Source organism: Micromonospora sp. LHW51205, from assembly GCF_003315815.1.
In the GTDB taxonomy this organism is placed as follows: domain Bacteria; phylum Actinomycetota; class Actinomycetes; order Mycobacteriales; family Micromonosporaceae; genus Micromonospora; species Micromonospora chalcea.
Genome location: NZ_QMEZ01000012.1, coordinates 124,193 through 149,129, shown reverse-complemented (window position 1 = coordinate 149,129; position 24,937 = coordinate 124,193). Strand labels below are relative to the sequence as shown.

The 24,937-nt window shown below is 73.7% G+C and carries 22 protein-coding genes; 12 read left to right on the top strand and 10 right to left on the bottom strand.

Annotated features, from left to right (window positions below; translation table 11 throughout):
• The 4 genes from DQE82_RS29515 to DQE82_RS29500 all read right to left on the bottom strand — a co-directional run bounded on the left by DQE82_RS29515 (position 1) and on the right by DQE82_RS29500 (position 4,758).
• Positions 1-2,643: a hypothetical protein gene (locus DQE82_RS29515; protein ID WP_113974777.1), complete on the bottom strand. Its 2,643-nt coding sequence runs from the start codon at positions 2,641-2,643 to the stop codon at positions 1-3.
• A 74-nt stretch (positions 2,644-2,717) separates the two neighbouring features.
• A complete protein-coding gene (locus DQE82_RS29510; protein WP_069087953.1) occupies positions 2,718-3,026 on the bottom strand; it encodes a cupin in 309 nt (102 codons plus the stop codon).
• Positions 3,023-3,973 (bottom strand): LLM class F420-dependent oxidoreductase, encoded by a 951-nt coding sequence (locus tag DQE82_RS29505; protein ID WP_113974776.1) that lies wholly within the window; start codon positions 3,971-3,973, stop codon positions 3,023-3,025. Before DQE82_RS29505 ends, DQE82_RS29510 begins: the two co-directional genes overlap by 4 nt.
• A gap of 2 nt (positions 3,974-3,975) precedes the next feature.
• Complete coding sequence (locus DQE82_RS29500) at positions 3,976-4,758, bottom strand: ABC transporter ATP-binding protein (protein WP_064446604.1); 783 nt, start codon at positions 4,756-4,758, stop codon at positions 3,976-3,978.
• 284 nt (positions 4,759-5,042) lie between these two features.
• Here DQE82_RS29500 and DQE82_RS29495 point away from each other — a divergent pair, with 284 nt between their 5' ends.
• Positions 5,043-6,071 (top strand): ABC transporter substrate-binding protein, encoded by a 1,029-nt coding sequence (locus DQE82_RS29495; protein WP_043328275.1) that lies wholly within the window; start codon positions 5,043-5,045, stop codon positions 6,069-6,071.
• A 102-nt stretch (positions 6,072-6,173) separates the two neighbouring features.
• Positions 6,174-7,007, top strand: a complete 834-nt coding sequence (locus DQE82_RS29490) for an ABC transporter permease (RefSeq protein ID WP_104113834.1) — start codon at positions 6,174-6,176, stop codon at positions 7,005-7,007.
• A gap of 160 nt (positions 7,008-7,167) precedes the next feature.
• Here the strand turns inward: DQE82_RS29490 and DQE82_RS29485 are convergent, their stop codons facing one another.
• On the bottom strand, positions 7,168-8,349 hold the full coding sequence (locus DQE82_RS29485) for an ABC transporter substrate-binding protein (RefSeq protein WP_043328278.1): 1,182 nt from the start codon (positions 8,347-8,349) through the stop codon (positions 7,168-7,170).
• Positions 8,350-8,796: 447 nt separating this feature from the next.
• Between DQE82_RS29485 and DQE82_RS29480 the strand changes: the two genes are divergently transcribed.
• The 4 genes from DQE82_RS29480 to DQE82_RS29465 are packed head-to-tail and all read left to right on the top strand — an operon-like array spanning position 8,797 to position 13,290.
• Positions 8,797-11,865, top strand: a complete 3,069-nt coding sequence (locus DQE82_RS29480) for a sensor histidine kinase (RefSeq protein WP_113974775.1) — start codon at positions 8,797-8,799, stop codon at positions 11,863-11,865.
• Complete coding sequence (locus DQE82_RS29475; protein WP_013288588.1) at positions 11,862-12,269, top strand: roadblock/LC7 domain-containing protein; 408 nt, start codon at positions 11,862-11,864, stop codon at positions 12,267-12,269. The genes DQE82_RS29480 and DQE82_RS29475 overlap by 4 nt, the downstream gene beginning before the upstream one ends.
• A gap of 60 nt (positions 12,270-12,329) precedes the next feature.
• The gene (locus tag DQE82_RS29470) at positions 12,330-12,692 is read left to right on the top strand and encodes a DUF742 domain-containing protein (RefSeq protein ID WP_030501578.1); all 363 of its coding nucleotides are present in this window, start codon (positions 12,330-12,332) and stop codon (positions 12,690-12,692) included.
• Positions 12,673-13,290 (top strand): ATP/GTP-binding protein, encoded by a 618-nt coding sequence (locus DQE82_RS29465; RefSeq protein WP_030501577.1) that lies wholly within the window; start codon positions 12,673-12,675, stop codon positions 13,288-13,290. Before DQE82_RS29470 ends, DQE82_RS29465 begins: the two co-directional genes overlap by 20 nt.
• 11 nt (positions 13,291-13,301) lie before the next feature.
• Here the strand turns inward: DQE82_RS29465 and DQE82_RS29460 are convergent, their stop codons facing one another.
• The 5 genes from DQE82_RS29460 to DQE82_RS29440 are packed head-to-tail and all read right to left on the bottom strand — an operon-like array spanning position 13,302 to position 20,815.
• The gene (locus tag DQE82_RS29460; protein WP_064446600.1) at positions 13,302-14,390 is read right to left on the bottom strand and encodes a uroporphyrinogen-III synthase; all 1,089 of its coding nucleotides are present in this window, start codon (positions 14,388-14,390) and stop codon (positions 13,302-13,304) included.
• Positions 14,390-14,737: a nitrite reductase small subunit NirD gene (nirD, locus tag DQE82_RS29455; RefSeq protein WP_043328283.1), complete on the bottom strand. Its 348-nt coding sequence runs from the start codon at positions 14,735-14,737 to the stop codon at positions 14,390-14,392. Before nirD ends, DQE82_RS29460 begins: the two co-directional genes overlap by 1 nt.
• Positions 14,734-17,241 (bottom strand): nitrite reductase large subunit NirB, encoded by a 2,508-nt coding sequence (nirB, locus tag DQE82_RS29450; RefSeq protein ID WP_113974774.1) that lies wholly within the window; start codon positions 17,239-17,241, stop codon positions 14,734-14,736. The genes nirD and nirB overlap by 4 nt, the downstream gene beginning before the upstream one ends.
• Positions 17,238-18,710, bottom strand: coding sequence for an FAD-dependent oxidoreductase (locus DQE82_RS29445; RefSeq protein ID WP_113974773.1), 1,473 nt, complete (start codon positions 18,708-18,710; stop codon positions 17,238-17,240). Before DQE82_RS29445 ends, nirB begins: the two co-directional genes overlap by 4 nt.
• The gene (locus DQE82_RS29440; protein WP_113974772.1) at positions 18,707-20,815 is read right to left on the bottom strand and encodes a molybdopterin oxidoreductase family protein; all 2,109 of its coding nucleotides are present in this window, start codon (positions 20,813-20,815) and stop codon (positions 18,707-18,709) included. The genes DQE82_RS29445 and DQE82_RS29440 overlap by 4 nt, the downstream gene beginning before the upstream one ends.
• Positions 20,816-20,962: 147 nt before the next feature.
• Between DQE82_RS29440 and DQE82_RS29435 the strand changes: the two genes are divergently transcribed.
• The 6 genes from DQE82_RS29435 to rpsI all read left to right on the top strand — a co-directional run bounded on the left by DQE82_RS29435 (position 20,963) and on the right by rpsI (position 24,898).
• Positions 20,963-21,658 (top strand): class I SAM-dependent methyltransferase, encoded by a 696-nt coding sequence (locus DQE82_RS29435; RefSeq protein ID WP_104113839.1) that lies wholly within the window; start codon positions 20,963-20,965, stop codon positions 21,656-21,658.
• 71 nt (positions 21,659-21,729) lie between these two features.
• Positions 21,730-21,987, top strand: a complete 258-nt coding sequence (locus DQE82_RS29430; protein ID WP_030501570.1) for a DUF6364 family protein — start codon at positions 21,730-21,732, stop codon at positions 21,985-21,987.
• Entirely contained in the window at positions 21,977-22,270 is a 294-nt protein-coding gene (locus DQE82_RS29425; protein ID WP_043328292.1) for a type II toxin-antitoxin system PemK/MazF family toxin, read from the top strand. Before DQE82_RS29430 ends, DQE82_RS29425 begins: the two co-directional genes overlap by 11 nt.
• A 122-nt stretch (positions 22,271-22,392) precedes the next feature.
• Positions 22,393-23,760: an MFS transporter gene (locus tag DQE82_RS29420; RefSeq protein WP_043328294.1), complete on the top strand. Its 1,368-nt coding sequence runs from the start codon at positions 22,393-22,395 to the stop codon at positions 23,758-23,760.
• A 209-nt stretch (positions 23,761-23,969) separates the two neighbouring features.
• Positions 23,970-24,413 (top strand): 50S ribosomal protein L13, encoded by a 444-nt coding sequence (gene rplM, locus DQE82_RS29415; protein ID WP_013288574.1) that lies wholly within the window; start codon positions 23,970-23,972, stop codon positions 24,411-24,413.
• Between the two features lie 20 nt (positions 24,414-24,433).
• A complete protein-coding gene (gene rpsI, locus DQE82_RS29410) occupies positions 24,434-24,898 on the top strand; it encodes a 30S ribosomal protein S9 (RefSeq protein WP_030501567.1) in 465 nt (154 codons plus the stop codon).
• The last annotated feature ends 39 nt before the right edge of the window (positions 24,899-24,937 follow it).

The following is a 24,937-nucleotide window of genomic DNA, read 5'->3' as shown; positions in this document are numbered from 1 at the left end:
TCAGTCGCGGTGGTGCCGCCCGGTACGCAGCGAGCGGGCGTCGTCGGCGTTGTCGTCCGAGGCGAGACCGGCGACCCAGTCCACGTACTCGTCGTCGGCCGCGGTGGTCGGTTCGGCCGTACGCTCGGCCGGCTCCGGCTCATCCTTGGCCCGGTTGCGCCGGAACAGGCCGCGCCGGGCCTTCGACTTCCCGGCGGGCGCGTCGGCGTCGTCCGGTCCGGAGTGCCGCCCGCGCCGGGAGTCCGCCTCCGTCTCCGTGGCCTCCGACGGCGCGGCACCCGCCTCGCCCGGTACGGCAGTCGCCGCCTCGGGCCGGGCGAGCGGCATCCCCGCCTCCGGCCGGGCGAGCGGCCCCGCCGGGCGGGCGTTCGTGGCGAGCGCGTCCCAACCGGTGCTCGCACCCGGCTCGGGCAGACCACGGTGCCGGGGACGCGGCGCCGGCTCGCCCGGGGCGACCGCGTCCGCGGCGTCCCGGGCCGGCGTGTCCGGTTCGGCGGTCGCGCGGTGCGGCCGGCCCGCCGGGGTGATCGGCCAGGCCGGGCGCACCTCGCCGGGCTGCCCGGTCACGTCCTCGAACATCGCGAACCGCGGCCGGGTCGACGGGGCGGGCGCCGGGTCGTCGAAGAAGAAGTCGCGTCCGGTACGCCCGGTCGGCGCCACCACGTTCGAGTCGGTGCTCGTGTCGTCCCGGTCCGGGTTCGTGGCCTGGGGGGTCGGCTCGGCGTCGGCTCCCCCGCTCGGCGCAGCTTCGGTTCGGCCGCCCGGTGTCGTCGGCGCGGTCTCGGCCGGGCCGGGGGAGGCCGGACCGGTGGCGCGCGGCGCCTTCGGAGTGCGGGTACGCCGGGGGCGTGCGGCGCGGCCGGCCGCGCCGGTGTCTCCGGGGGCTTCGGCCGGTGGCGCGGCGGGGGCGTCACTGCCCGCGTCGGCCGTGACCGGCCCGGCGAGGGCGCCGCTGTCCGTACGCGGGCCGGGAACGTGGCTGTCGGCGGTGGCCGGTGATGCGTCCTTCGCGGTGGTGCCCGCGCCGGCGCTGGGAGTGGTGACGTCTCCGGGGCGGGGTGCTGTGCCGTCGGCGGATGACACCGGCCCGTCGGTAGTCCCGCTGGACCGGCCCGCGCGGGTACGGCGCGGCCGGGTCACCCGTGGCGTGGTCGCCGCCGCTTCCGGCGCCGGTGCGGCATCGTCCGTGCCGGTGCCGGTGCCGGTGCCGGTGCCGGTAGCGGTCTCGCTGTCGGCCGGAATGCCGGTGGCCTGCCCGGACGCTCCATCGGCGGCTTCGGAACCGGCGGCCGGGTCGGGAGCGGCCGGACGGTCCGTGGTGGCCGCCTCGCCGGTGCTGTCCGCGTGGCCCGTGCCCGGACCCGTGCCCGTGCCCGGACCCGTGCCCGTGACCGTGACCGTGCCCGGACCCGCGACCGGGTCGGGGCGGCCCGCGGCGAGGACGTCGATGGCCGAGGTCCGGCGCCCCGGGGGCAGCAGACCCGGCATGGGCTGGCCGTGGCTCGTGTCGGCGACGGCCGGGCGCTCACCCGCCGGCCGTTCCGCAGCGGTCGGCTGCTCGGCGGCGGGCAGATCCGCGAGGGCCGGCCGGCCGGCGCCGGGAAGATCGGTACCGGCCGGAGCCGTCGCCGTGGCCGAGCCGCCGGGCTCCGGCCAGTTCCAGTGCGCGGGCGCGGCGGCGCCGCTCGTCACCGGAGGCACGGGCGGCGCGGCCGGTACGCCCGGAGCGGCCGAGTGCGGCAGCGGCGCGAGGATGTCGGTGGCCTCGACCGCGTCGGGATCGCCGTCGGCGGCAACCGGCCGGGGCAGCATCGTGGTGGCGGTCGAGCCGAGCGCACCGGCGACGACAGCGATCAGCGCGCCGTAGTAGGGCGCGATCTGGTACCTGTCGGTCGCCGCGCCCGGGCCGGCCGTCAGGTAGGCGAACGCGACGAGCACCGGACCGGCCGCGCCGGCCGCGCCGCCGACCAGCGGCGGCCATCCGGCGCGGCGGGCCAGCACGCCGACCGCGCCACCGGCGAGCAGGGCCAGCGTGGGCAGCAGCAGCATGGACAGGCGCTGCGCGGCCGCCGGGTCCAGCCAGGACGGTTCGAGGACGCCGAGCCGGACGGATGCCAGCGGGCGGTCCGAGACGATGGTGGGCGCGACGGACAGCAGCGCCAGCAGCCAGACGATCCCGGCGGTGATCGCCACACCCCAGCCGAACGGCGGCTTCAGCAGTACGGCGATCGCCGCGCCCGCGCCGACCACCGCGCCGAGCGCGGCGCAGACACCGGCGGCCCAGACCGGGTCGACGGATCCGGCCAGCTCGGCCGCGCGGGCCGGTTGCATGCACAGCGGGGCGACCACCGTCGCGCCCAGCGCGCTGACGCCGGCGATGGAGAGCAGTTCGGTGGTGCCGCCGGGGAGGTCGTCGCGGCGGGCGAAGCGCTCGGTGAGGACGGCTCCGGCGACCGTGGCGACCACGGCGAACCAGCCCACCCAGACGAGCTGGGCGGGCCACCTGTTCACCGAGGCGTCGACGAACGCGCCGTCGAGGCGGACGACTCCGAAGCCGTACGCGATGCCCAACTGGCCGGCCCCGGCCAGTACGCTCACTCCGAGCGCCGTGAGCAGCAGCCTGCCCCACGTCCGAAAGGCCATGTCCGGCACGTTACGGCCCGGTGCCCCCGATCGCCACCTTGCCGCCGCGCGGCGCGGCGAACCTGCCGGCGTGGCTACTTCAGCTCGACCAGGCGGGCGAGGTAGGTGGTGTCGCCGACGTTGGTCAGCATGTGCACCGCGCCCGGATCCCGGTAGACGACGCCGCCGGTCGGCTCGTCGGCGTCGATGGTGGTGCCGTCGATCGTCTGCACCACGTTCTTCGCGCCCTGGACCGCCACCACCAGGTACGGGTGGTCGTGGCGGTGCAGCGGCTGCCGCTCACCCGGCTCCAGCCGGATGTGCCAGACCCGTACCCGGTCGTTCTCGTACACGATCTCCTGGCCCACCGGGCCGAGTTCGAGGTCGGCGGAGAGTTCGGTCATCGTGGTCCGTCCAGTCGGGGGAGCACCTCGGCGGCGATGAGCTCCACGTGGTCGAGGTCGTCGAAGTCGATCAGGCGCAGGTGCACCCGGGTGGCCCCGATCGCGGCGAACTCGCCGATCCGGTCCACGAGCTGGGCGGGGGAGCCGACCACCGGGTCCTCCGGCGGCAGCGCGCTCGTGACGTGCAGCGGGGCGGCCCGGCGCTGCGCCTCGGCGTCGGTGCGTCCGATCGCCACGACGATGCCGGCGGAGAGTGTCAGCGGGGCCCGGCCGGAGGCGTCCCGGCCGGTGCGGTCGCACGCCTCCCGGACCCGGTCGTACGCGGTGGCGGTCTCGGCCACGCTCTTGAACGGCATGTTGAACTCGTCGGCGTAGCGTGCGGCCAGCTCGGGGGTGCGCTTCGGTCCCCGGCCGCCGACGATCACCGGCGGGCCGGGCTGCTGCACCGGTTTGGGCAGCGTCGGCGCGTCGACCAGGCGGTAGTGCTCGCCGGTGAAGCTGTACGTCTCGTCGGCCGGGGTGCGCCACAGCCCGGTGACGATCTCCAGCTGCTCGGCGAGCCGGTCGAAGCGTTCGCTGACCGGCGGGAACGGGATGCCGAACGCGGTGTGCTCACGCTCGTACCAGCCGGCGCCGATGCCCAGCTCGACCCGGCCGCCGCTCATCCGGTCGACCTGGGCGACCATGACGGCGAGCGGCCCGGGGAGCCGGAACGTGGCGGACGTGACGAGCGTGCCGAGCCGGATCCGGGAGGTCTCCCGGGCCAGTGCGGCGAGCGTCAGCCAGGCGTCGGTGGGGCCGGGCAGCGCCGGCTCGTCCCCCATCGCCCGGTAGTGGTCGGCCCGGAAGAAGCCCTCGAAGCCGGTCTCCTCGACCAGCCGGGCGAACCGGAGCTGGTCGTCGTAGTCCGCTCCGCGGTGGGGTTCGGTGAAGACCGAGACCCGCATGGTCACCGTCCTCCCACGGGTACGCCGGGGGCGTCCCGCTCCATCAGCAGTTCGTGCAGCTCGGCGCTGATCCGCGCGACGTCGGCCAGGTGTTCGTGCCGGCCGAGCGTGCGGGGCCGGGGGACGTTCACCTCGACCACCTCGCGGATCCGGCCGGGGCGCGGGCTGAGCACGACGACCCGGTCGGCGAGCAGCACCGCCTCGTCGATCGAGTGGGTGACGAAGACGATCGTGGCCTTCGTCTCCATGTGCACCCGCTGGAGTTCGCCGGAGAGTTCCTCGCGGGTGAGCGCGTCGAGCGCGGAGAACGGCTCGTCCATGAGCATCACCCGGGGTGAGCCGATGAGCGACCGGCAGAGCGAGACGCGCTGCTGCATGCCACCGGACAGCTCGTGCGGGAGCCGCTTCTCGAAGCCGCCCAGCCCGGCCATCTCCAGCAGCTGGCGGGCGCGGTCGCGGTGCTCGGCCCGGCGCCAGCCGAAGATCTCCACCGGCAGCAGCACGTTGTCCAGCACCGTGCGCCAGGGCAGCAGGGCCGGCCGCTGGAACAGCATGGCCACGTCGCGGCGGGGCTTCGTGATCGGCGTACCGGCCACGGTGATCTCGCCGCCGCTGACCGGGAGCAGGCCGGCGATCATGCGCAGGAGCGTGGACTTGCCACAGCCGGACCGGCCGAGTACGGCGACGAACTCGCCTTCGGCGACGTCGAGGTCGATGCCGCGCAGCGCCTCCACCTGCCCGGATCGGCCGTCGAAGGTGCGGGACACCCCGGACAGTCGGATCATCTTCCGCCGGCTCCCTTCCACGTCATCCGAATGCGAGCCGGGCTAGCGTAGCGGACGGTGCTTATAGCACTGTCCGGGGTGGACGTCAGTCCGCTTTCCGTCACGCAACTTCGTTTCCGTTCCGCAACCGGGACGGAGGGAGCGCGCCATCCGCCTTCTCGTACGCTGTTGCGCGCGAAGAGTCCCCTCACGACGGTCCAGTCGGCCCAACCCTCCTGCCGGCCCCGTCGGACCCACGACCCGACCGGCGAGAAAGTCCTGGTCGGAAAGGACATGGTGCACTGATGAGAAGGCTGACCCGTACGGTCGCCGCCGCGGCTCTGGCTACCGCCCTCGCCCTCGTGGGCGGCTGCAGCAGCGACTCGGACAAGTCCGAGAGCGGCGGCGGAAACGGCGGCGCGCTGGAAAAGGTGACGTACCTCACCTCGTTCGGCAACTTCGGCCGTGACTCCTACGCCTGGGTGGCGAAGGACAAGGGCTTCTTCAAGGAGGCCGGTTTCGACGTCGACATCAAGCCCGGCCAGGGCACCGGCTCCGTCATCCAGACCATCACCGGCGGGCAGGCCCAGTTCGGCCCGATCGACCTGACCGGTGGCATCCTCCAGCTCGGCAACGGCCTGGCGAAGGACTTCGTGGCGGTGGCCGCGATCCAGCAGCGCACCATGGCCGCGATCGTCACGGTCGAGGGCAAGAACATCGCCACCCCGAAGGACCTCGAGGGCAAGAAGCTCGCCGACACCCCCAGCTCCGTCGTGCGTAACCTCTTCCCCACGTACGCGCGGCTCGCCGGCATCGACGGCAGCAAGGTGACCTGGGTCAACGGTGAGGCGCAGAGCCTGATGCCGATGCTCGGCTCCGGCTCGGTGGACGGCATCGGCCAGTTCGTCGTCGGCCAGCCGACGGTGGAGACGGTGACCAAGAAGAAGCCGGTCATCCTGCCGTACAGCAACGTGATGCAGGACCTCTACGGCAACGCGCTGATCACTTCCACGAAGCTCGCCAAGGAGAAGCCGGAGATGGTGAAGAAGTTCACCGCCGCGCTGCTCAAGGGCCTGGAGTACTCGCTGGCGAACCCGGACGAGGCCGCCGAGATCCTGAAGAAGAACGTGCCGGCCGCCGTCCCGGCCGCGGCCTCCGCCGAGCTTCAGCTGATGGCCGCGTACGTCCGGTCGAGCAACTCCGGCACTGCGATCGGCACGCTGGACAGTGGCCGGGTGGCCAAGAGCATCGCCCTGCTGAAGGGCGCGGGCGCGCTCAAGCAGGACCTCACCCCGGACCAGATCATCGACTTCGACCTCGCGCCGAAGGCCTGACCGGTCCGCTCGGGCCAACGGGGGTGCGCCCCGCCGGACACCCGGCGGGGCGCACCCCCTTCCCGTGCCGGTCGCACCGACCGGCGCAGAGAGGAGGACACGTTGACACAGTTGACCGAGGCCCGGCCGGAGGCGCCGCAGCCGCGCCCGGCGGTCCGGCGCGGGTTCGCCGTACGTCCGGCTGCGGTCGGGCTGCCGGCGCTCGGCCTGGTGATCGCGGTGGCCGGCTGGTGGCTGGTCACCTCGGGGCTGAACCTGGTGCACCCGGCCGCGCTGCCGCCGCCGCAGGCGGTGGGGGAGTCCCTCGCGAACGCCACCGACGTGCTGCTGCCCGCGTTGGGCATCACCACCTGGATGACAGTGCTCGGCTTCCTGCTCTCGTCGGCCGCCGGGGTGCTGATCGGGATGGCGCTGGCCGCGTCCCGCCGGGTCGAGCGGATGTTCGCGCCGTTGCTGGTGGCCGTGAACGCGGTCCCGAAGATCGCGTTCGGGCCGCTGCTGGTGGTGGCCGTCGGCTGGGGTCAGAAACCCATTCTGACCATGGTGTTCCTGCTCTGCTTCTTCCCGATCGTGCTCTCCACCGCCACCGGCCTGACCACCACGCCGGCGGACCTGGCGGAGCTGAGCCGGTCGCTGAACGCCTCGTGGTGGCAGTCGTTCCGCAAGGTGCGCTTCCCGTCCGCCCTGCCGCAGATCTTCGTCGGGCTCAAGGTGGCCATGCCGCTGGCCGCGATCGGCGCGGTGATCGGCGAGTTCTACTCGGACCGTCCCGGTCTGGGCTACCAGATCCTGCAGTACAACGGCGTCGGCGACACCGCCACCGCCTGGGCGGCGATCGTGCTGGTGGCCCTGATGAGCATCGCGCTCTACGCCGCCCTCAGCCTCGTCGAGCGCCTGGCCCTGCCCTGGGTGAAGGCCACCACCTCAGCCCGCTGACCACAACCAGGTAACCCGACGTCGGCCGAGAACCCAGAAGGAAACCTCAACCCACGGGTCGCAGCCGACCACGAAGGTGTCGCCCCCGGCGCAACCGGCGCAGGGATCAAGCTTGACCGCCCGGAGCCGGTTGTGCCGGGGGCGACACCCCCCACAGCGACTATCCAGCGAGCCGCCAACGCCCACCACGCGCCACCAGCGTCGTCAACGCCTGCGGCATCAACCCGGAGTGGTTGTCCGGCGTCATCCGGATCGGCCCGGACAGCCCGTCCAGCTGCGAGGTCTCCAGCACGTCGCGCAGCGCGTCCCGGTCGACAGTGCCCGGTTCGCCACCGGCGCGCTGCTCGGCGTCCACGATCAGTTGGACCGCGTCGGCCGCGAACGAGGAGAAGCCGTTGTAGCCGCCGAAGCGGGCGGTGTACTCCTGGAACCACTGCCGGCGCGCCGCCTTGGCCGGTGTGGTGGCGATCACGTCGTCGATCACCATGGTCTGCGTGAAGATCAGCGTGGCCTCTTCGGTGGAGCGGGCCGACGGGCCCAGGAAGAGGTCGCCGGCGGCCGCGGCGTCGAAGAACAGCGACCCGCGGAACTTGCTCTGCCGGGCCGTGGTCGCGGCCAGCGTCGCCTGCTCCGGCGTGGTCCAGAGGATCAGGGCCTGCGGCTTGGCGGCGATCAATTCGTTGACCTGCGTGCCGACCTCGGTGTCGGTGAGCCGCACCGATTCGTTGCCGACCAGCCGCACCGTGGTCTTTTCCAGTTCCCGGCGCAGCGCGGTGAGCCCTTCCTGGCCGTAACCGTCGGCGCTGTGCAGCAGCGCGACCTTGCGGATGTCGCGCCGGTCCAGTTCGGTGGCGAGCGCGGCGGCGCTGTCGGCGGCGTTCGGGGCGAGCCTGAAGACATATCGCCGTTCGCCCACCGGTTCGGTGACCGCGCTCGAGGAGGCCAGTGCGATCGTCGGAATGCGCTTCTCGCCGATGGTGCGGGCCGCGCCCACCGCGCATTCGTTGCAGCCGCCCATGATGACGGCGCTCACCCGTGAGTCGCCGCTGAAATCATTGATGTTCCGCAAGGACTCCGCAGCGTCGGAGCGGTTGTCCTTGACCCGCAGATCGATCTTCCGGCCGCCCAGCGCGCCGGACGAGTTCAACTGCTCGACCTTCAGTTCCAGCGCCCGCTGGTACACCTTGCCGACCGGCGCGGACGCGCCGGAGAGTTCCAGGTCGGCGGCGATGACGATGGGGCTGGTGTCCTGCGGTTCCCCGCCGATCCCGCAGCCGGTGAGCGTGGTGGCCAGCACGGCCGATGCGAGCGCCGCGATGCTCGCGGAGCGGATGGGGCTCAACTCAGTCCTCCAGGTGCGGCGCGGGCCGACGCCCGATCACCGCCGCTAGTCCGTCCTCAGTGGAGGAACGGGATTGGTGTGCCGTACGGTGTGCGCGAAGCCTGCAAAACCTTGCCAATGCCGGGGCCTGTGGTCAAGCCGGGATCTCGAGTGCTGTTTCGGGACAGCCATCCCACATGCTGGGGACACGGAACATTAACTGACAATTACTGCACAGAAGCGTGTGACCACTCTGGAGTGACATCCCCTGATCAGGGGGTTGGAGAAAAGAAGGTATTAGGTGATCGGATCACGGGTTGCGCCGACCCCGACCGTTTCCTGCCTCCCTGCGGCTTCCCAAACACGATCTCGTCTGATGAAATCGCGGCCGTGCCGCGCGTGGCGCTGGCCGCTGCACCAGGCACGGGTCAGTGGGTCGCGCGTGGAAGAAACGACGGAGGCGATGTCGTGAGCACCGGACCTACGACCCTGCCCGGGAGCCCCAACGCCGAACAGCGGAACCGGCGACGGCGCCTGCCGAGGCTGCGCGACGCGCGGATCCGCTCGAAACTCGCCCTCATCCTGGTCGTTCCGGTCGCGGCTGTCATCGCACTGGCAACTATCCGACTCGTCTCGGTGGGTCAGGGCGCGTACGAGGCGGACCGGGTCCGGTCGCTGACGGCCGTGTCGGTCGACATCTCGGCGCTCACCCAGGACCTCCACAAGGAGCGGATGGCCGCGGCGGTCTTCCTGGCCAAGCCGGACGAGAAGCCGGACGCGTACAACCTGCGGGTGCGCCAGACCGACGAGCGGATCGCGGCGTACCAGGAGGAGCGGCGCCGCCTCGGCGACGTGCCGGGCGCTGTGAGCAGCCAGCTCAAGGTCATCGACGCCCACCTGTCCACGCTGAACGGCACGCGCCAGGAGGTGCTGGACCGGTCGCAGATGCCGGTGGCCGAGGCCAGCCTGCGCTACGGCATCGTCCTGGACGACCTGGTCGCGTACAGCGACGCGCTGGCCCAGCAGCCGGGCGCGGAGAGCCTGGCCGATGCCCGCCGCGCGGTGGCCGCGTTCGCCCACGCCAAGGCCGAGGTGGCCGAGGAGCAGGCGGTCGCCTTCACCGCGCTCGGCGCCGGCCGGATCGACGAGGAGCAGTTCTCCTCCTTCGTGGCCACCCTGACCGGTCAGCAGGAGGCGCTGCTCACGTTCTCCCGGTCCGCGACGCCGGCCCAGCGGGCCCTGGTGGACCGCACCGTGTCCGGTGACGCGGTCCAGCTCGCCGACCGGGTCGCCGCCGACCTGTCCCGCTCGGTCGGGCGGCCCGCGCTCGTCACCCGCCAGGAGGCGTCCGACGCCATCGGCGCGGTCGACGAGCTGATGCGGTGGGCGGAGATCCAGCTCCTGGACGACCTGCTCGCCGACGCCGACGAGGTACGCGCCGACGTGATCCAGCAGGCGGTCGTGGAGGGCCTGCTGGTGCTGATCACGCTGGCCGTCGCGGTGACGCTCGCCGTGGTGCTCGCCCGGTCGCTGAACGACTCGCTGCGCCGGCTGCGTGAGGGCGCGCTCGCGGTGGCGAACCACGACCTGCCGGACGCGGTGAGCCGGCTGCAGAACGTCAACGCCATCGGCGACGGCGGCGTGGACGAGATCGTCCAGCAGGTCCGGGACCCGATCAAGCTGACCAACCGCGACGAGGTCGGCCAGGTGGCCGTCGCCTTCAACGTGGTCCACCGGGAGGCGGTGCGGGTGGCGGCCGAGCAGGCCGCGCTGCGCACGAGCGTCTCGGCGATGTTCCTCAACCTGGCCCGCCGCTCGCAGAGCCTGGTCGACCGCATGATCGGCGAGCTGGACGCGATCGAGCGGTCCGAGGAGGACCCGAAGCGTCTCGCGCAGCTGTTCGAGCTGGACCACCTGGCCACCCGGATGCGCCGCAACGACGAGAACCTGCTGGTGCTCGCCGGTGCCGACTCGGCGGTGCCGCGTCGCGACGACGCGCTCCTGGTCGACGTGCTGCGCGCCGCGCAGTCCGAGGTGGAGCTCTACAACCGGATCGAGTTCGGCACCGTCGACACCGACATCTCGGTGGCCGCCCACGCCGTCAACGACGTCGTCCGGCTGGTCGCCGAGCTGCTCGACAACGCCACCCGGTTCTCGCCGCCGAACACCTCGGTGGTGGCCGACGGCCGCCGGATCCGCGACTACGTGCTGATCCAGATCGAGGACCGGGGGCTCGGCCTCAGCGACGAACAGCTCGACTCGCTCAACCGGCGACTGGCCGCGCCGCCGACCGTCGACGTGGCAGCGTTCCGGCTGATGGGTCTGGCCGTGGTGAGCCGGCTCGCCTCCCGGTACGGGATCCGGGTCGAGCTGCGCCGCAACGTCGAGGGCGGCACTGTCGCCCAGGTCACGCTGCCGAACTCGACAGTGGTGCTGCCGGCCAACCGTGGTCAGGCCCCGCTGACCCGGCCGCGCCAGCCGCTGGCCGTCGAGCAGTCACCGCTGAGCCAGGTCGGCGTCGCCGACGCGCTTGCCGGCGCCGGCCGGGGCGCCGCCACCGCGACGCTCGCCGACGGGTGGCGCGGGGCGACCACCGCCCCGCCCGCCAGGTGGCAGGCGCCCGCCGAGGCGCGGGACACCACTCCCGCCGTACAGCTGGGCGGGGCGACCGGCACGTTGCCGGCGGTCCCGGCGCCTCCGGCAACGCCGGCCCCGGTCTCCGGGGCGGGCTGGTCGGCCGGCGGGCCGACGGTGGCGTACCCGGCGCTGGACCCGCTGCCCAAGCGGTCGCCGGGCGTCGAGGCCGCCCAGCCGGTCGCACCTCCGGCCTACCAGCCGCTCGCCGCGGCGCCGGCGGTGGAGACCACCCCGGCGACGCCCGTGGTGGCCCGTCCCGAGCAGCGGGCCGAGGCCCCGATATTCCGGGAGATGGAGGCGGTCTGGTTCCGTTCGCACGGAGAGGACGAGACCACGATCTTCACTCGGCCCACCTTCGACGAGCCGCCCGCGCCGGCCCAGCCGGCCGTGCCGCCGCCCGCGGCGTCGGCTCGCCCGCCCCTGCCCACCCGTACCCCGGGCGCCCAGGCGTCGGGGCTGAGCACGCCGGCCGCGTACCACGCACCGGCCGTGCCGGCCGCGTCACCCGCGGACGCCGCCCCGTCGTCGCCCGCCGTCGCGTCGCCGCCCACGGCTGCCGCGGCGCCGCCACCGGCAGCCCCGGCGCCGCCACCCGCCGCCGAGCCCGCTCCCGCCATCGACCCGAGCGCCTGGCGTACGGCGGCCGACGAGGGCTGGACGCGGGCCAGCCGGGCCGCGGAGCCCACCACCGGCGGCACCACCCGTTCCGGCCTGCCCAAGCGGGTGCCGCAGGCCCAGCTCGTGCCTGGTGGGATAGAGCCGAAGAGCGGCCGGGACCGCAGCCGGCGCACGCCGGACGAGGTCCGGGGGCTGCTCTCCGCCTACCACCGTGGCGTCCAGCGGGGCCGTACGGCCGGCGCCGACCTGAACAGCACCTCGACCAAGGAGACGAACCGATGAACAGGCCGGCGGCCATGCAGGACATGGGTTGGCTTCTCACCAACTTCGCCGACAGCGTGGCGGGCATCGCCCACGTGGTGGCGGTCTCCGCGGACGGGCTGCTGCTCGCCTCCTCCCGGGATCTGCCGGGGGACCGGGCCGACCAGCTTGCCGCGATCACCTCCGGCGTGGTGAGCCTGACCGAGGGCGCGGCGCGCATGTTCAGCGCCGGCGGGGTGCTGCAGACCGTGATCGAGATGGACAGCGGCTACCTGTTCCTGATGTCCATCAGCGACGGCTCGTCGATGGCCGTGCTCGCGGCGCGCAGCTGCGACGTGGGCCAGGTCGGCTACGAGATGGCGTTGCTCGTGGAACGGGTCGGGCAGGCGCTGGTCCCGCTGCCGAGGGACGCCGTCCGGTCCTGACCGGGCCCGCCGACATGAGCCGGAGCCGCTGCGCTCCGTACGAGGGGAGGTGATCGCGAGATGGAACCGCGACGTGATCCGCGTGGCGCGCTGGTGCGACCGTACGCGGTCACCCGGGGCCGCACCGAGCCGTTGCAGAACATCGCGCTCGAGGCGGTGCTGTCCAGCACGCCCACGCAGTCGGCCGAGGCGCGGTTCGCCGGGCACGACAAGTACCGCATCTCCTCGGTCTGTGAAGGCCGGGCACAGTCGCTGGCGGAAATCGCCGCTTACACCCGGATGCCGCTGGGCGTCACCCGGGTGCTGGTCGCCGACATGGTGGCCGAGGGCCTGCTGACGCTACACACTGCCGCTCCCGCGACGGGTTTCGCGGCGCGGATGAACCTGCTTGGAAGGGTGCTAAGTGGACTTCGCGAACTATGACCCCGACGGGGTGAACCGCGGCCGGGAGATCATCTCCGCGAAGATCGTGGTCGCGGGCGGCTTCGGCGTGGGCAAGACCACGCTGGTCGGTGCGATCTCCGAGATCCAGCCGCTGACCACCGAGGCGCTGATGACCGCGGCCGGCGTGGGCATCGACGACCCGTCGAAGGTGCCGGGCAAGGAGACCACCACGGTCGCCATGGACTTCGGCCGTATCACCATGGCCGAGGACCTGATCCTCTACCTGTTCGGCACCCCGGGCCAGACCCGTTTCTGGTTCATGTGGGACGAGATCATCCGGGGCGCGGTGGGCGCGGCGGTGCTCGTGGACACCCGGCGGATCACCGACGCGTTCGCGCCGCTGGACTACTTCGAGAACCGCAAGCTGCCGTACGTCGTGGCGTTGAACCGCTTCGACGACGCGCCGCACTACGAGATGGAGGAGATCCGGGAGGCGCTCGCCATCTCCCCGGACGTGCCGATGGTCCTGTGCGACGCCCGTCGGCGCGACTCGGTCAAGCAGGTGCTGGTGACAGTGGTCGAGCACGCGATGCTCCGCCTCCAGGCCGAGCACGGCTACCCGGCCTCGGTGGGCTGACCGCCTGCGGGTCAGTCGACCCGCAGGCGGTACCCCCGCTTGACGACCGTCTGCACCACGCGGGGCGCCTTCAGGCCGACCCGCAGCCGGGCGACGGCCATCTCCACGGCGTGCTCGTCGGCGCCGCGCGGCAGCGTACGCAGCAGCGCGGTGCGGGAGAGCACCTTGCCGGGTGACGCGGCGAGCGCCCGCAGCACGGCCATCGGGGCCGGCGCGAGCTGGCGCAGTTCCCCGTCCACCACCGCGGCGTGGCCGCGCAGCGTCAGCACGTGCCCGGCCGCCTTCACCGAGACCGTGCGCCGGGGCAGCTCCTCGACGATGGTGCGGACCAGCGCGCCCAACCGGGCCCGGCTCGGCGCGCTCACCGGCACCCCACGCCGGACCAGCGGCTCGGCGGTGACGGTGCCCACGCACCCGGCCAGCACGTCGCCGCGCAGCGCCTCCAGCACCGTCTCGGTACGGTCCCCGGCCGCCCGCAGCAGGGCCTCGGCCGCCGGAGCCGAGGTGAACGTGACCGCGTCGACGAGCCGCCCGGCGACCAGGTCGATGAGCCGGTGCAGCGGCGCCGGATCGGCCGGCGGCGCCCACCGGTAGACCGGCACCTCGATCACCGTGGCCCCGGCAGCCACCAGCGCGTCGGTGCACTCGGGTTGCCGCTCACCGTGCAGTTGCATCGCCACCACGTGGCCGGCCACGCCGCGCGCGACCAGGTGCTCCACCACCTCGTCGCAGCTCTCCGAGCCCGGCGACCAGTGCTCGCGCAGTCCGGCGGCGCGGATCGCCCCGGTCGCCTTCGGGCCCCGGGACACCACGTACGCGCGGGCGAGCGTGGCGCGCAGCGGCTCGGCCAGCCCCCAGCCCTCGGCCGCCTCCAGCCAGCCCCGCATGCCGATGCCGGTGTTGGCCATCAGCACGTCCGGCGGATGTTCCAGGCAGGCCCGGGTGGCCTCACGCAGGTCGGTGTCGTCGGCGAGCGGGACGATCCGCAGCGCCGGGGCGAGCACCACCCGCGCCCCGCGCCGCTGGAGCAGCGCGGCCAGTTCGTCGCGCCGCCGGTCCGCGGTGACCCCGATGGTGAAACCGGCCAGCTCGTCGCGCATCACTGCTCCTGCCGTAACCGCACCTCGACCTGGCCGTCCCGGCAGCGCACCCGGTGCCGGGTCAACGTCACGCCGGGCAGGTCCAGGCACCGCCCGGTGGTGAGGTCGTAGACCTGCTTGTGCAGCGGCGAGGCGAGCGTCGGCACGCCGCCCCGGCTGCCCACGAGACCGCGGGACATGACGTACGCGCCGCCGACCGGGTCGAGGTTGTCCACCGCGTACAGCCCGTTCGCGGTGCGGAACACCGCCACCTGCACGCCGTCGACGAGCGCGGCCACGCCCCGGTCGAGGTCGAGCCGGTCCAGCGGGCAGACCGGCGTCCAGTCCAGCGTGACGACGGGGCTCATCGGCGTACCTCCGGCAGTCCGAGCGCTACGGGTTGGCGGCGGTGCCCGGCGTCCCGCGCCGGCACCGGCTGGCCCCGCTCCCGGGTGAACGAGATGGACGGGTCGGGCACGCCGGGCGCGTTGACGAACGAGGTGAAGCGGCGCAGCCGGTCCGGGTCGTCCAGCACGTCGCGCCACTCGTCGGAGTAGCTCGTGACGTGCCGGGCCATCGCCGCGTCCAGGTCGGCGCAGAGGCCGAGCGAGTCGTCCACGAGCACCGACCGGAGGTGGTCCAGGCCGCCGTCCATCGCCTCGATCCAGGCGGCGGTGCGCTGCAACCGGTCGGCCGTGCGGATGTAGTACATGAGGAACCTGTCGATCAGCGTGACCAGCTCGGCGGTGCTCAGGTCGGTGGCGAACAGGTCGGCGTGCCGGGGCCGGAAGCCGCCGTTGCCGCCGACGTACAGGTTCCAGCCGCCCTCAGTGGCGATGACGCCGAAGTCCTTGCTCCGGGCCTCGGCGCACTCGCGGGCGCAGCCGGAGACCGCGGACTTGAGCTTGTGCGGCGCGCGCAGCCCCCGGTAGCGCAGCTCCAGCGCGACGGCGAGCCCGACCGAGTCCTGCACGCCGTAGCGGCACCAGGTGTCGCCGACGCAGGACTTCACGGTACGCAGCGCCTTGCCGTACGCGTGGCCCGACTCGAAGCCCGCGTCGACGAGCCGGCGCCAGATCTGCGGCAACTGGTCGACCCGCGCGCCGAACAGGTCGATCCGCTGCCCGCCGGTGATCTTCGTGTAGAGCTGGAAGTCGCGGGCCACCTCGCCGATCGCGATCAGCTTCTCCGGGGTGATCTCCCCGCCGGGAATCCGGGGCACCACCGAGTAGCTGCCGTCGCGTTGCAGGTTGGCCAGGAAGTGGTCGTTCGTGTCCTGCAGTGACGCCGCCTCGCCGTCGAGCACGTGACCGGCGCCGAGCGAGGCCAGGATGGAGGCCACCACCGGCTTGCAGATGTCGCAGCCGCTCCCGCGCCCGTGCTCGGCGACGAGCCGGGAGAACGTGCGGATGCCCCGCACCCGGATCAGGTCGAACAGCTCCTGCCGGCTCAGGTCGAAGTGCTCGCACAACGCTGTGGACTGGCGCACCCCGGCGGCGTCCAGCAGCTGCTTGAGCATCGGCACGCAGGAGCCGCAGCTCGCACCGGCCCGGGTGCACGCCTTCAACGCCGGCACGTCGGTCGCCCCGCCGGCGATCGCCGCGTCCAGGTCGGCCCGGGTCACCGCGTTGCAGGAGCAGACCTGGGCGGCGGCCGGCAGCGCCCCCGCGCCGGCGCCCGCGCCGCCGGCCGGCGCCAGCAACGCCAGCGGGGGAGCGGGCAGCGGCCCGCCGACACTGGCCCGCAACGCCGGGTACGCGCTCGCGTCCCCGACCAGCACGCCGCCCAGCAGCGTCCGCGCGTCGTCGGACAGGACCAGCTTCGCGTACGCGCGGGTGGCCGGATCGGTGAACGTCACGTCCAGGCAGCCCGGGGTGACGCCGTGCGCGTCGCCGAACGAGGCCACGTCCACGCCGAGCAGCTTCAGCTTCGTGGCGGTGTCCGCGCCGGGGAACGTGGCCGCGCCGCCGAGCAGCCGGTCCGCGACCACCTCGGCGGTGGCGTACCCGGGCGCGACCAGCCCGTGGCAGACCCCGTCCACCGCGGCGCACTCACCGACCGCCCAGATCCGCTCGTCGGCGGTACGGCAGGAGGCGTCCACCAGCACGCCGCCGCGCGGGCCGAGCGGCAGCCCGGCCGCCCGGGCCAGCTCGTCGCGCGGCCGGATCCCGGCGGCCACCACCACCAGCTCCGCGTCCAGCGTGCGCCCGTCTGCGAGGTCGAGCGCGGCCACCGTGCCGTCCGGCCCGGGACGCAGCGCCGTGGTGGCCACCCCGAGGTACGGCGTGACGCCCAGCTCCTCGACGTAGCGGCGCAGCATCGACCCGCCCGCCTCGTCCACCTGCACCGGCATCAGCCGGGGCGCGAACTCGACCACGCTCGTGGTGAGCCCGAGCAACCGCAGCGCGTTCGCCGCCTCCAGCCCGAGCAGCCCGCCACCGATCACCACGCCGGTGCGGCGGCCCCGGGCGTGCTCCCGGATCGCGGCCAGGTCGTCCAGCGTCCGGTAGACGAAGACGCCTGGCAGATCGGTGCCGTCGACCGGCGGCACGAACGCGTACGAGCCGGTGGCCAGCACCAGCGCGTCGTACGGGTACTCGCCGGCCGCCGTGGTCACCACGCACCGTGCCCGGTCGACGCCGGTGGCCGGTTCACCCAGGCGCAGGTCCACTCCGGCGTCGGGGGTGTGCACAGTCAGCTCGTCGGCGTCCACCCCGTCGAAGACGGCCGAGAGCCGCACCCGGTCGTACGCCGGACGCCGCTCCTCGGCCAGCACCGTGACCCGCCACCGCCCGCCGGTGTCCCGGGCCCGCAGCGCCTCGACGAAGCGCTGCCCCACCATGCCGTTCCCGACGACAATCAGCTCACTCATGACGCCACCTCCACCGTCTCGCGTACCGCGTCGGTCGCCTGCGGGTCGGCCTCGGCGAGCCAGGCGGCGACGCCGGCCACCGCGTCCCGGCAACTGCCGCAGCCGGTGCCGGCCCGGGTCGACGCGGACAACGCCGCCGCCGACCGGGCGCCCGCCCGCCAGCACGCCACCAGCGCGCCCTTGCTCACGTCGTTGCACCGGCACACGGTCGCGGCGTCCGGCATCAGCGCCGGGGACGCGGCCGGCCCGGCCGGCGCCTCGCCGAACGCCCGGCCGAGCAGCAGCGAACGCCGGTCCGCCGGCACCGGCGCGCCCCTGTCGAACAGCTGCACCACAGTGCCGACCGCCGGGTTGTCGCCGAGCAGGATCGCGCCGGTCAGCCGCTCGTCCCGGATGCGCAGCCGGGCGTACGTGCCCCGGGCCGGGTCGGCGAAGGTCAGCTCCTCGACCGGCCCGCCCGGCTCGCCGGTTCCGGCCACGTCGCCCATCGCGGCCAGATCGATGCCGGCTGCCTTGAGCCGGGTCACCGCCGGGCGGGGCCGGTAGCGGGCCAGCGGGTCCGCGCCGGTCAGCACGTCGGCCACCACCCGGGCCTGCGCCCAGGCCGGCGCCACAAGCCCGGTCAGCGTGCCGTCGTGCTGCGCGCAGTCGCCGATCGCGGAGATCCGCCGGTCACTGGTCCGCATCCGGTCGTCCACCACCACGCCCCGCTCGACGGCGAGTCCGGCCGCCGCGGCCAGCGCGGTGTCGGGGCGTACCCCGCAGCAGAGCACCAGCAGGTCGGCGTCGAGCGTCCCGGCGTCGCCCAGGTGCAGGCGGACGCCGTCGGCGTCGGCGGTCACGGCGGTGGCCGCCGCGCCGAGCCGGGACCGGACGCCCAGGCCGGCGAGCGTGCCCGCGAGGACCGCGCCGGCCGGCGGGTCGAGCTGGCGTTCCATCAAGTGCCCGACCGGGTGGACCACTGTCACGTCGAGACCCCGCGCGGCCAGCCCGCGGGCCGCCTCCAGGCCCAGCAGCCCGCCGCCGAGCACGACGACGCGGCGCGCGCCCTCGGCGGCGGCGAGGATCCGCCGGCAGTCGCCGAGCGTGCGGAACGGGACGACCCGCTCGGGCAGCGGCGCGAGGCCGGGCAGCGGCGGCACCACGGCCCGGCTGCCGGTGGCGAGCACCAGGTGGTCGTATCCGTGTCGCTCGCCGTCGTCGGTGACCACCTCGCCGGCGGCGCGGTCCACGGCGGTGACCGCCGCGCCGGTGTGCACCTCGACGCCCGGCCCTACCGCTTCGACCAGCTCCACGTCCGGCTCGCCGATGCGTCCGGCGAGCAGCGTGGAGAGCATGATCCGGTTGTACGCGCGGTGCGGCTCCGCCCCGAGCACGGTGATCGAGTGGTCCCCGCCGCGTGCGTGCAGCTCGGCGGCGAGCCGGGCGCCGGCCATGCCGTGGCCGACGACGACGATGCGCTCGTTCATGCCGGCTCCACCCGGACCGCGCAGATCTTGAACTCGGGCATCCCGGAGACCGGGTCGAGCGCGTCGTTGGTGACCGAGTTGGCGCGTTGCGCGCCGGGCCAGTGGAACGGGGCGAAGACGGTGTCCGGCCGGATCGCGGTGCTGAGCCGGGCCGGCGCCCGTAGCTCACCCCGGCGGGAGACCACACGTACCGGCGCTCCCTCGGTCACGCCGAGCCGTGCCGCCAGGTCCGGGTGCAGCTCGACGAAGCCGCCCGGCGCGGCCCGGCGCAACGCGGCGACCCGCCGGGTCTGCGCGCCGGACTGGTACTGCGCGAGCACCCGGCCGGTGGTGAAGTGCAGCGGGTAGTCGGCGCACACCGGCTCGGCGGCCGGCCGGTGGGTCACGGCGTGGAACCGGGCCCGGCCGTCCGGGGTGGGGAAGCGGTCGGCGAACAGCCGGGGCGTGTCCGGGCCGTCCCGGTCCGGGCAGGGCCAGAACACGCCGGTGTCGGCGTCGATCCGGTCCCAGGTGATCCCGGCGTAGTCGGCCGGCCCGCCGGCCGAGGCCCGGCCCAGCTCCGCGAACACCTCGCGCGGGTCGCTCGGCAGTGGCGCGCCGTCGGTCAGCCGCCCGGCGAGCGCGGCGAGGATCTCCAGCTCGGTACGGACCCCGGCGGGTGGCTCACGAAGCGCCCGGCGACGCAGCACCCGGCCCTCCAGATTGGTCATCGTGCCGTCCTCCTCGGCCCACTGGGCGACCGGCAGCACCACGTCGGCCAGCTCGGCCGTCTCGGAGCGGACGAAGTCCGCCACCACGAGCAGGTCCAGGGCGCGCAGCCGGGACTCGACCCGCGCGGCGCGGGGCGCGGACACGACCGGGTTGGAGCCGAACACCAGCAGCGCCCGCGCGCCCGACGGCGTGCCCAGCGCGTCCAGGAGCTGGTACGCGGGCACCCCCGGCCCGGGCAGCGAGTCCGGGTCGACGCCCCACACCCCGGCGACGTGCGCGCGGGCCGCCGGGTCGTCGATACGCCGGTAGCCGGGCAGCTGATCGGCCTTCTGCCCGTGTTCCCGGCCACCCTGCCCGTTGCCCTGCCCGGTCAGGCAGCCGTAGCCGGAGCCGGGGCGCCCGGGCAGGCCCAGGGCGAGCGCCAGGTTGATGAGGGCGGTGACCGTGTCCACGCCCTTGGCGTGCTGCTCGGCGCCCCGCGCGGTGAGAATGATCGCCCGGTCCACTGTGGCCAGCGCGCGGGCGGTCGCGTGCAGGTCGGCCACCGGCACGCCGGAGAGCCGCTCCACCTCCGCCGGCCAGTAGCCGGCCACCGTCCGCCGGACCTCGTCGAAGCCGGTGGTCCGCTCCGCCACGTACGCCCGGTCAAGCCAGCCCTCGGTGAGCGCGATGTGCAGCAGCGCGTTCGCCACCGCGAGGTCGGTGCCGGGCAGCGGTTGCAGGTGCAGGTCGGCTTGGCGGGCGGTGGCCGTGGCGCGCGGGTCGACCACGATCAGCCGGCCGCCGCGTTCCCGCAGGTCGGTGACGTGCCGCATCAGCGGCGGCATGGTCTCGGCCGGGTTCGCGCCGACCAGCAGCAGCGTGTCCGCGTGGCCGAGGTCCGCCAGCGGGAACGGCAGCCCCCTGTCGATCCCGAACGCCCGGTTGCCGGCCGCCGCGGCCGAGGACATGCACCAGCGCCCGTTGTAGTCGATGTGCCGGGTCCGCAGCGTCACCCGGGCGAAGCGGCCCAGCGCGTACGCCTTCTCGTTGGTGAGGCCGCCACCGCCGAAGACCGCTACCGCGTCCGGCCCGTGGCGCTGCTGCACGTACCGCACCCCGGCGGCGATCCGGTCGAGCGCCTCGTCCCAGGTCGCCGGGCGCAGCTCGCCGCCGGGCCGGTCGCGCAGCAGCGGGGTGGTGAGCCGGTCCGGGTGGTCGAGCAGGTCGGCGGCGGTCCAGCCCTTCTGGCACAGCCCGCCCCGGTTGGTCGGGAAGTCCCGGGCGCCGACCTCGACGCCGTCGCCGGTGGCGCGCAGCACCATGCCGCACTGCAGGGCGCAGTACGGGCAGTGCGTGGCGGCCTGCGCGGGGCCTGAACCCGTTCGCGTCGCCGTGCGTGCACCGTCTGTCATGTCGGAAAAGCGTGCCGTCGGGCGGTTTCCGGTCCGGGTCTGCTCTGTTTCGGTCCTGTCACGAGCGCTTCACACCGCACGTAGGTGACGTCGTCCCCGGCGGGGTTTACAATGTGGGAAAATTGTCTCAAATAACGGGAGGCTCTGATGGGCGTGGCGGACGCGTTCGACGCGGTGGCCGGCAGCTACGACCAGGCCCGACGCCGCCTGGTGCCCTGCTTCGACGCCTTCTACGGCACCGCCGTCGAGGTGGCCGCGCCGCCGCTGCGTGCCGCGCTCGCCGCCGGGCGTACCCCCGAGGTGCTGGACCTGGGCGCGGGCACCGGCCTGCTGTCCCTGCTGCTGACCGCGGCCGTGCCCGGCGTCCGCCTGACGCTCGTGGACGGCGCCCCCGGCATGCTCGCGGTGGCCGCCGGACACCTGACAGAACGCGGCGTGGCGCACCGCACTGTGCACGCCGACCTGGCCGACCCGCTGCCCGCCGGCCGGTACGACGCGGTGGTCTCCGCGCTGGCCATCCACCACCTCGACGACGAGGGCAAACGGGCGCTGTACAAGCGGGCCGCGGGCGCGCTGGCGCCGGGCGGCGTGTTCGTCAACGCCGAGCAGGTGGCCGGGCCGACGCCGGCGCTGGACCGCCGCTACGACGAGGTGTGGACGGCGCGGATCACCGAGCTGGGCTCGGACGCCGAGGAGATCGCCGGCGCCCGGCAGCGGATGCGGCACGACCGGCCGGCCACGGTGGCAGACCAGTGCCGGTGGCTGACCGAGGCGGGTCTGGTGGACGTGGACTGCTTCTTCAAGGAATGGCGTTTCGCGGTCTTCGGCGGCCGGCGTCCCTGATCACTGTCCGTTTCCGCGATCGGCGGGAACGAGGATGACTGCTGGTCATACCGCTGGGTAGTCTTCCCGGCATGACCGCCAAGGTGACACTGTCGTTCTCCGACGAGACGATCGAGGAAGCGCGCCGGTTCGCCAAGCGGGAAGGGCTCTCCCTCTCCGCCTGGATGGACCAGGCCGCCCGGGAGAAGGCGCTGCGCGAGGTCTTCACCGCGCACGCCGACGCGGTCGGCCGTGCCGGCCTGGACCTGGAAGCCGCCGCCCTGGCCGACGCCCAGGAGGCCGCGCTCGTCGACGACGCCCTGTTCGGCGGGCGTCCGCGTGCTGCGTAGGGGTGAGGTCTGGCGCATCTCCGGCGCCCGGGAACGGTTCGGTCTGGTGATCAGCTCCGACGTCTACAACGCCACTGCGGTACCCATCGTGATCGTGGCCGAGGTGGTCGAGGAGTCGCTGCTGCGCGACTCGCCGCTGGCCGTGCCGATGGGCCCGTACGTGGTGATGCCCGACCGGATCTCCGCACCGATGAAGAAGTGGTTCGCCGAGTGCGTGGACGTGGCCGACACCGAGACCATGCAGCGGGTCGGCCGGGCCCTGCGGATCCTCCAGGAGCTGTGACCGCCTCACCGGCGCCCTCCGGCGGACGTGCGATCTCCGTTGCCGCGCCGACGCGCGCGGGGTACGCCGGGGAAACCGCCGGCTGAGAGCGTCCCCTCGTCATCGACGAGGAGGAGTCGCCCGTGAGCACGCTCGTTTCCGCACCGACCCGGCCGTCGGCCCGCACCGCCGGACGGCTCACCGAATGGCGGCCGGAGGACCCGGCGTTCTGGGCCGCCGGGGGCGCCCGGGTCGCCCGGCGCAACCTGTACGTCTCGATCTTCGCCGAGCACGTCGGCTTCTCCGTGTGGAGCCTCTGGTCGGTGACCGTGTTGTTCCTGGGCCCCGAGTACGGCATCGACCCGGCCGGGAAGTTCCTGCTCACCGCCGTACCGGCCGCGCTGGGGGCGGTGCTGCGGCTGCCGTACACGCTGGCGGTGGCCCGCTTCGGCGGCCGGAACTGGACCATCGTGAGCGCGTTGCTGCTGCTCGTTCCGGCGGTGCCGATGGCGGTGCTGATCGAGCCCGGGGTGTCGTACGCCACGTTGATGGTGCTGGCCTGCCTGTCCGGCGTAGGCGGGGGCAACTTCGCCTCCTCGATGGCGAACATCAACCTGTTCTTCCCGGAGCGGCTCAAGGGCCGGGCGCTGGGGCTCAACGCCGGTGGCGGCAACTTGGGCGTACCTGCCGTGCAACTGGTCGGGCTGGCGGTGCTGGCGACGGCCGGCGCCGCGTACCCCCGGCTGGTGCCGGCGGTCTACCTGCCGCTGATCGTGCTGGCCGCGCTGGCCGCGGCCCGCTGGCTGGACAACGTTCCGGGGGCGCGCAACGAGCCGGGCGCGCTGCGCGCGGCGGCCCGCGATCCGCACACCTGGGTGATGTCGCTGCTCTACGTGGGCACGTTCGGCTCGTTCATCGGCTTCGGGTTCGCCTTCGGCCAGGTGCTCCAACTCCAGTTCCACGAGCGGTTCCCGACGCCCGTCGACGCCGCCTGGCTGACCTTTCTCGGGCCGCTGATCGGGTCGCTCATCCGGCCGGTGGGCGGCCAGCTCGCCGACCGGCTGGGCGGGGCCCGGGTCACGTTCTGGAACTTCGTGGCCATGGCCGCCGGCGCCGGGCTGGTGCTGTACGCGGCCCGGGAGCGCTCGTTCCCGCTCTACCTGGCCGGGTTCCTGGCGCTGTTCGTCTTCTCCGGCATCGGCAACGGCTCGACGTACAAGATGATCCCGGCGATCTTCCGGGCCCGGGCCGTCGCGGAGAGCGAGCTGACCGGCGACCCGGAGGCGGCGCAGCGGCGGGCCCGGCGCCTGTCCGGGGCGGTGATCGGCATCGCCGGGGCGGTCGGAGCCTCGGGCGGGGTGCTGGTGAACGTGGCGTTCCGGCAGTCGTTCCTGACCTCCGGCACGGCTGACGCCGCCTACCTGGCATTCATCGCCTGGTACGCGCTCTGCTTCCTGGTGACCTGGGTGGTCTACCTGCGTCCCGGGCCGCGTACGCTGGTCGGCGTGTGAGCTGCGCCATGGCGAACGCGCAGGCCACGCGGGGTACTACCCCGTTTTGACCTGCCGCCGGGCGGCCGGGTATCGTTGCCTGCTGTTGTACGACATTCTTAGGCGTGCCGCATCAGGTACGCTTGGTCGTTCGTGCGCGCTGGTCCGGCTGGGTATTCCCGGTCACCTCGGCGCGCGACCCCAGACCGACGACGAGACAAGGTAGACCTGTGCGTACGTACAGCCCGAAGCCGGGTGAGATCGAGCGTCAGTGGCACGTCATCGACGCCTCTGATGTCGTGCTGGGCCGCCTGGCGACCCACGCCGCCACGCTCCTGCGTGGCAAGCACAAGCCGACTTTCGCGCCGCACGTCGACACGGGCGACTTCGTCGTCATCGTGAACGCGGGCAAGGTCGCGCTGACCGGCAACAAGCGCCAGACCAAGGTCGCTTACCGCCACTCCGGTTACCCGGGTGGTCTGAAGCGGGTCGGCTACGACGAGCTGCTCACCAAGCGGCCCGAGCGGGCCATCGAGCTGGCCGTGAAGGGCATGCTCCCGCACAACAAGCTGGGCCGTCAGCTTCTCAAGAAGCTGAAGGTCTACGCCGGTGCCGAGCACCCGCACACCGCGCAGCAGCCGGTGCCGTTCGAGATCAAGCAGATCGCGCAGTGAGCGCGGGCGAAGGAAGCAGCATGACCGACATCACCGCCACCGAGGTCGCCCCCGAGGCCACCGAGGCGCCGGCGCCCGTCGCGCGCGCGCCCCGTGGTGACCGCCCGATCCAGACCGTGGGTCGGCGCAAGGAAGCCATCGTCCGGGTCCGGATCGTCCCGGGCAGCGGCAAGATCACCTGCAACGGCCGCGACCTCGAGGCCTACTTCCCGAGCAAGGTGCACCAGCAGCTCATCAAGGACCCGCTGGTCACCGCCGAGAAGGCCGAGGCGTTCGACGTGATCGCCAACCTGCGTGGCGGCGGCACCACCGGCCAGGCCGGCGCGCTGCGGCTCGCCATCGCCCGGGCGCTGATCGTCAGCGAGCCCGACGACCGCCCGGCCCTGAAGAAGGCCGGCTTCCTGACCCGTGACGCCCGGGTCAAGGAGAGCAAGAAGTACGGCCTCAAGAAGGCCCGCAAGGCTCCTCAGTACTCGAAGCGCTGATCACCACAAGCGCCTTGTACTTCTGACGGACGGCCGGTC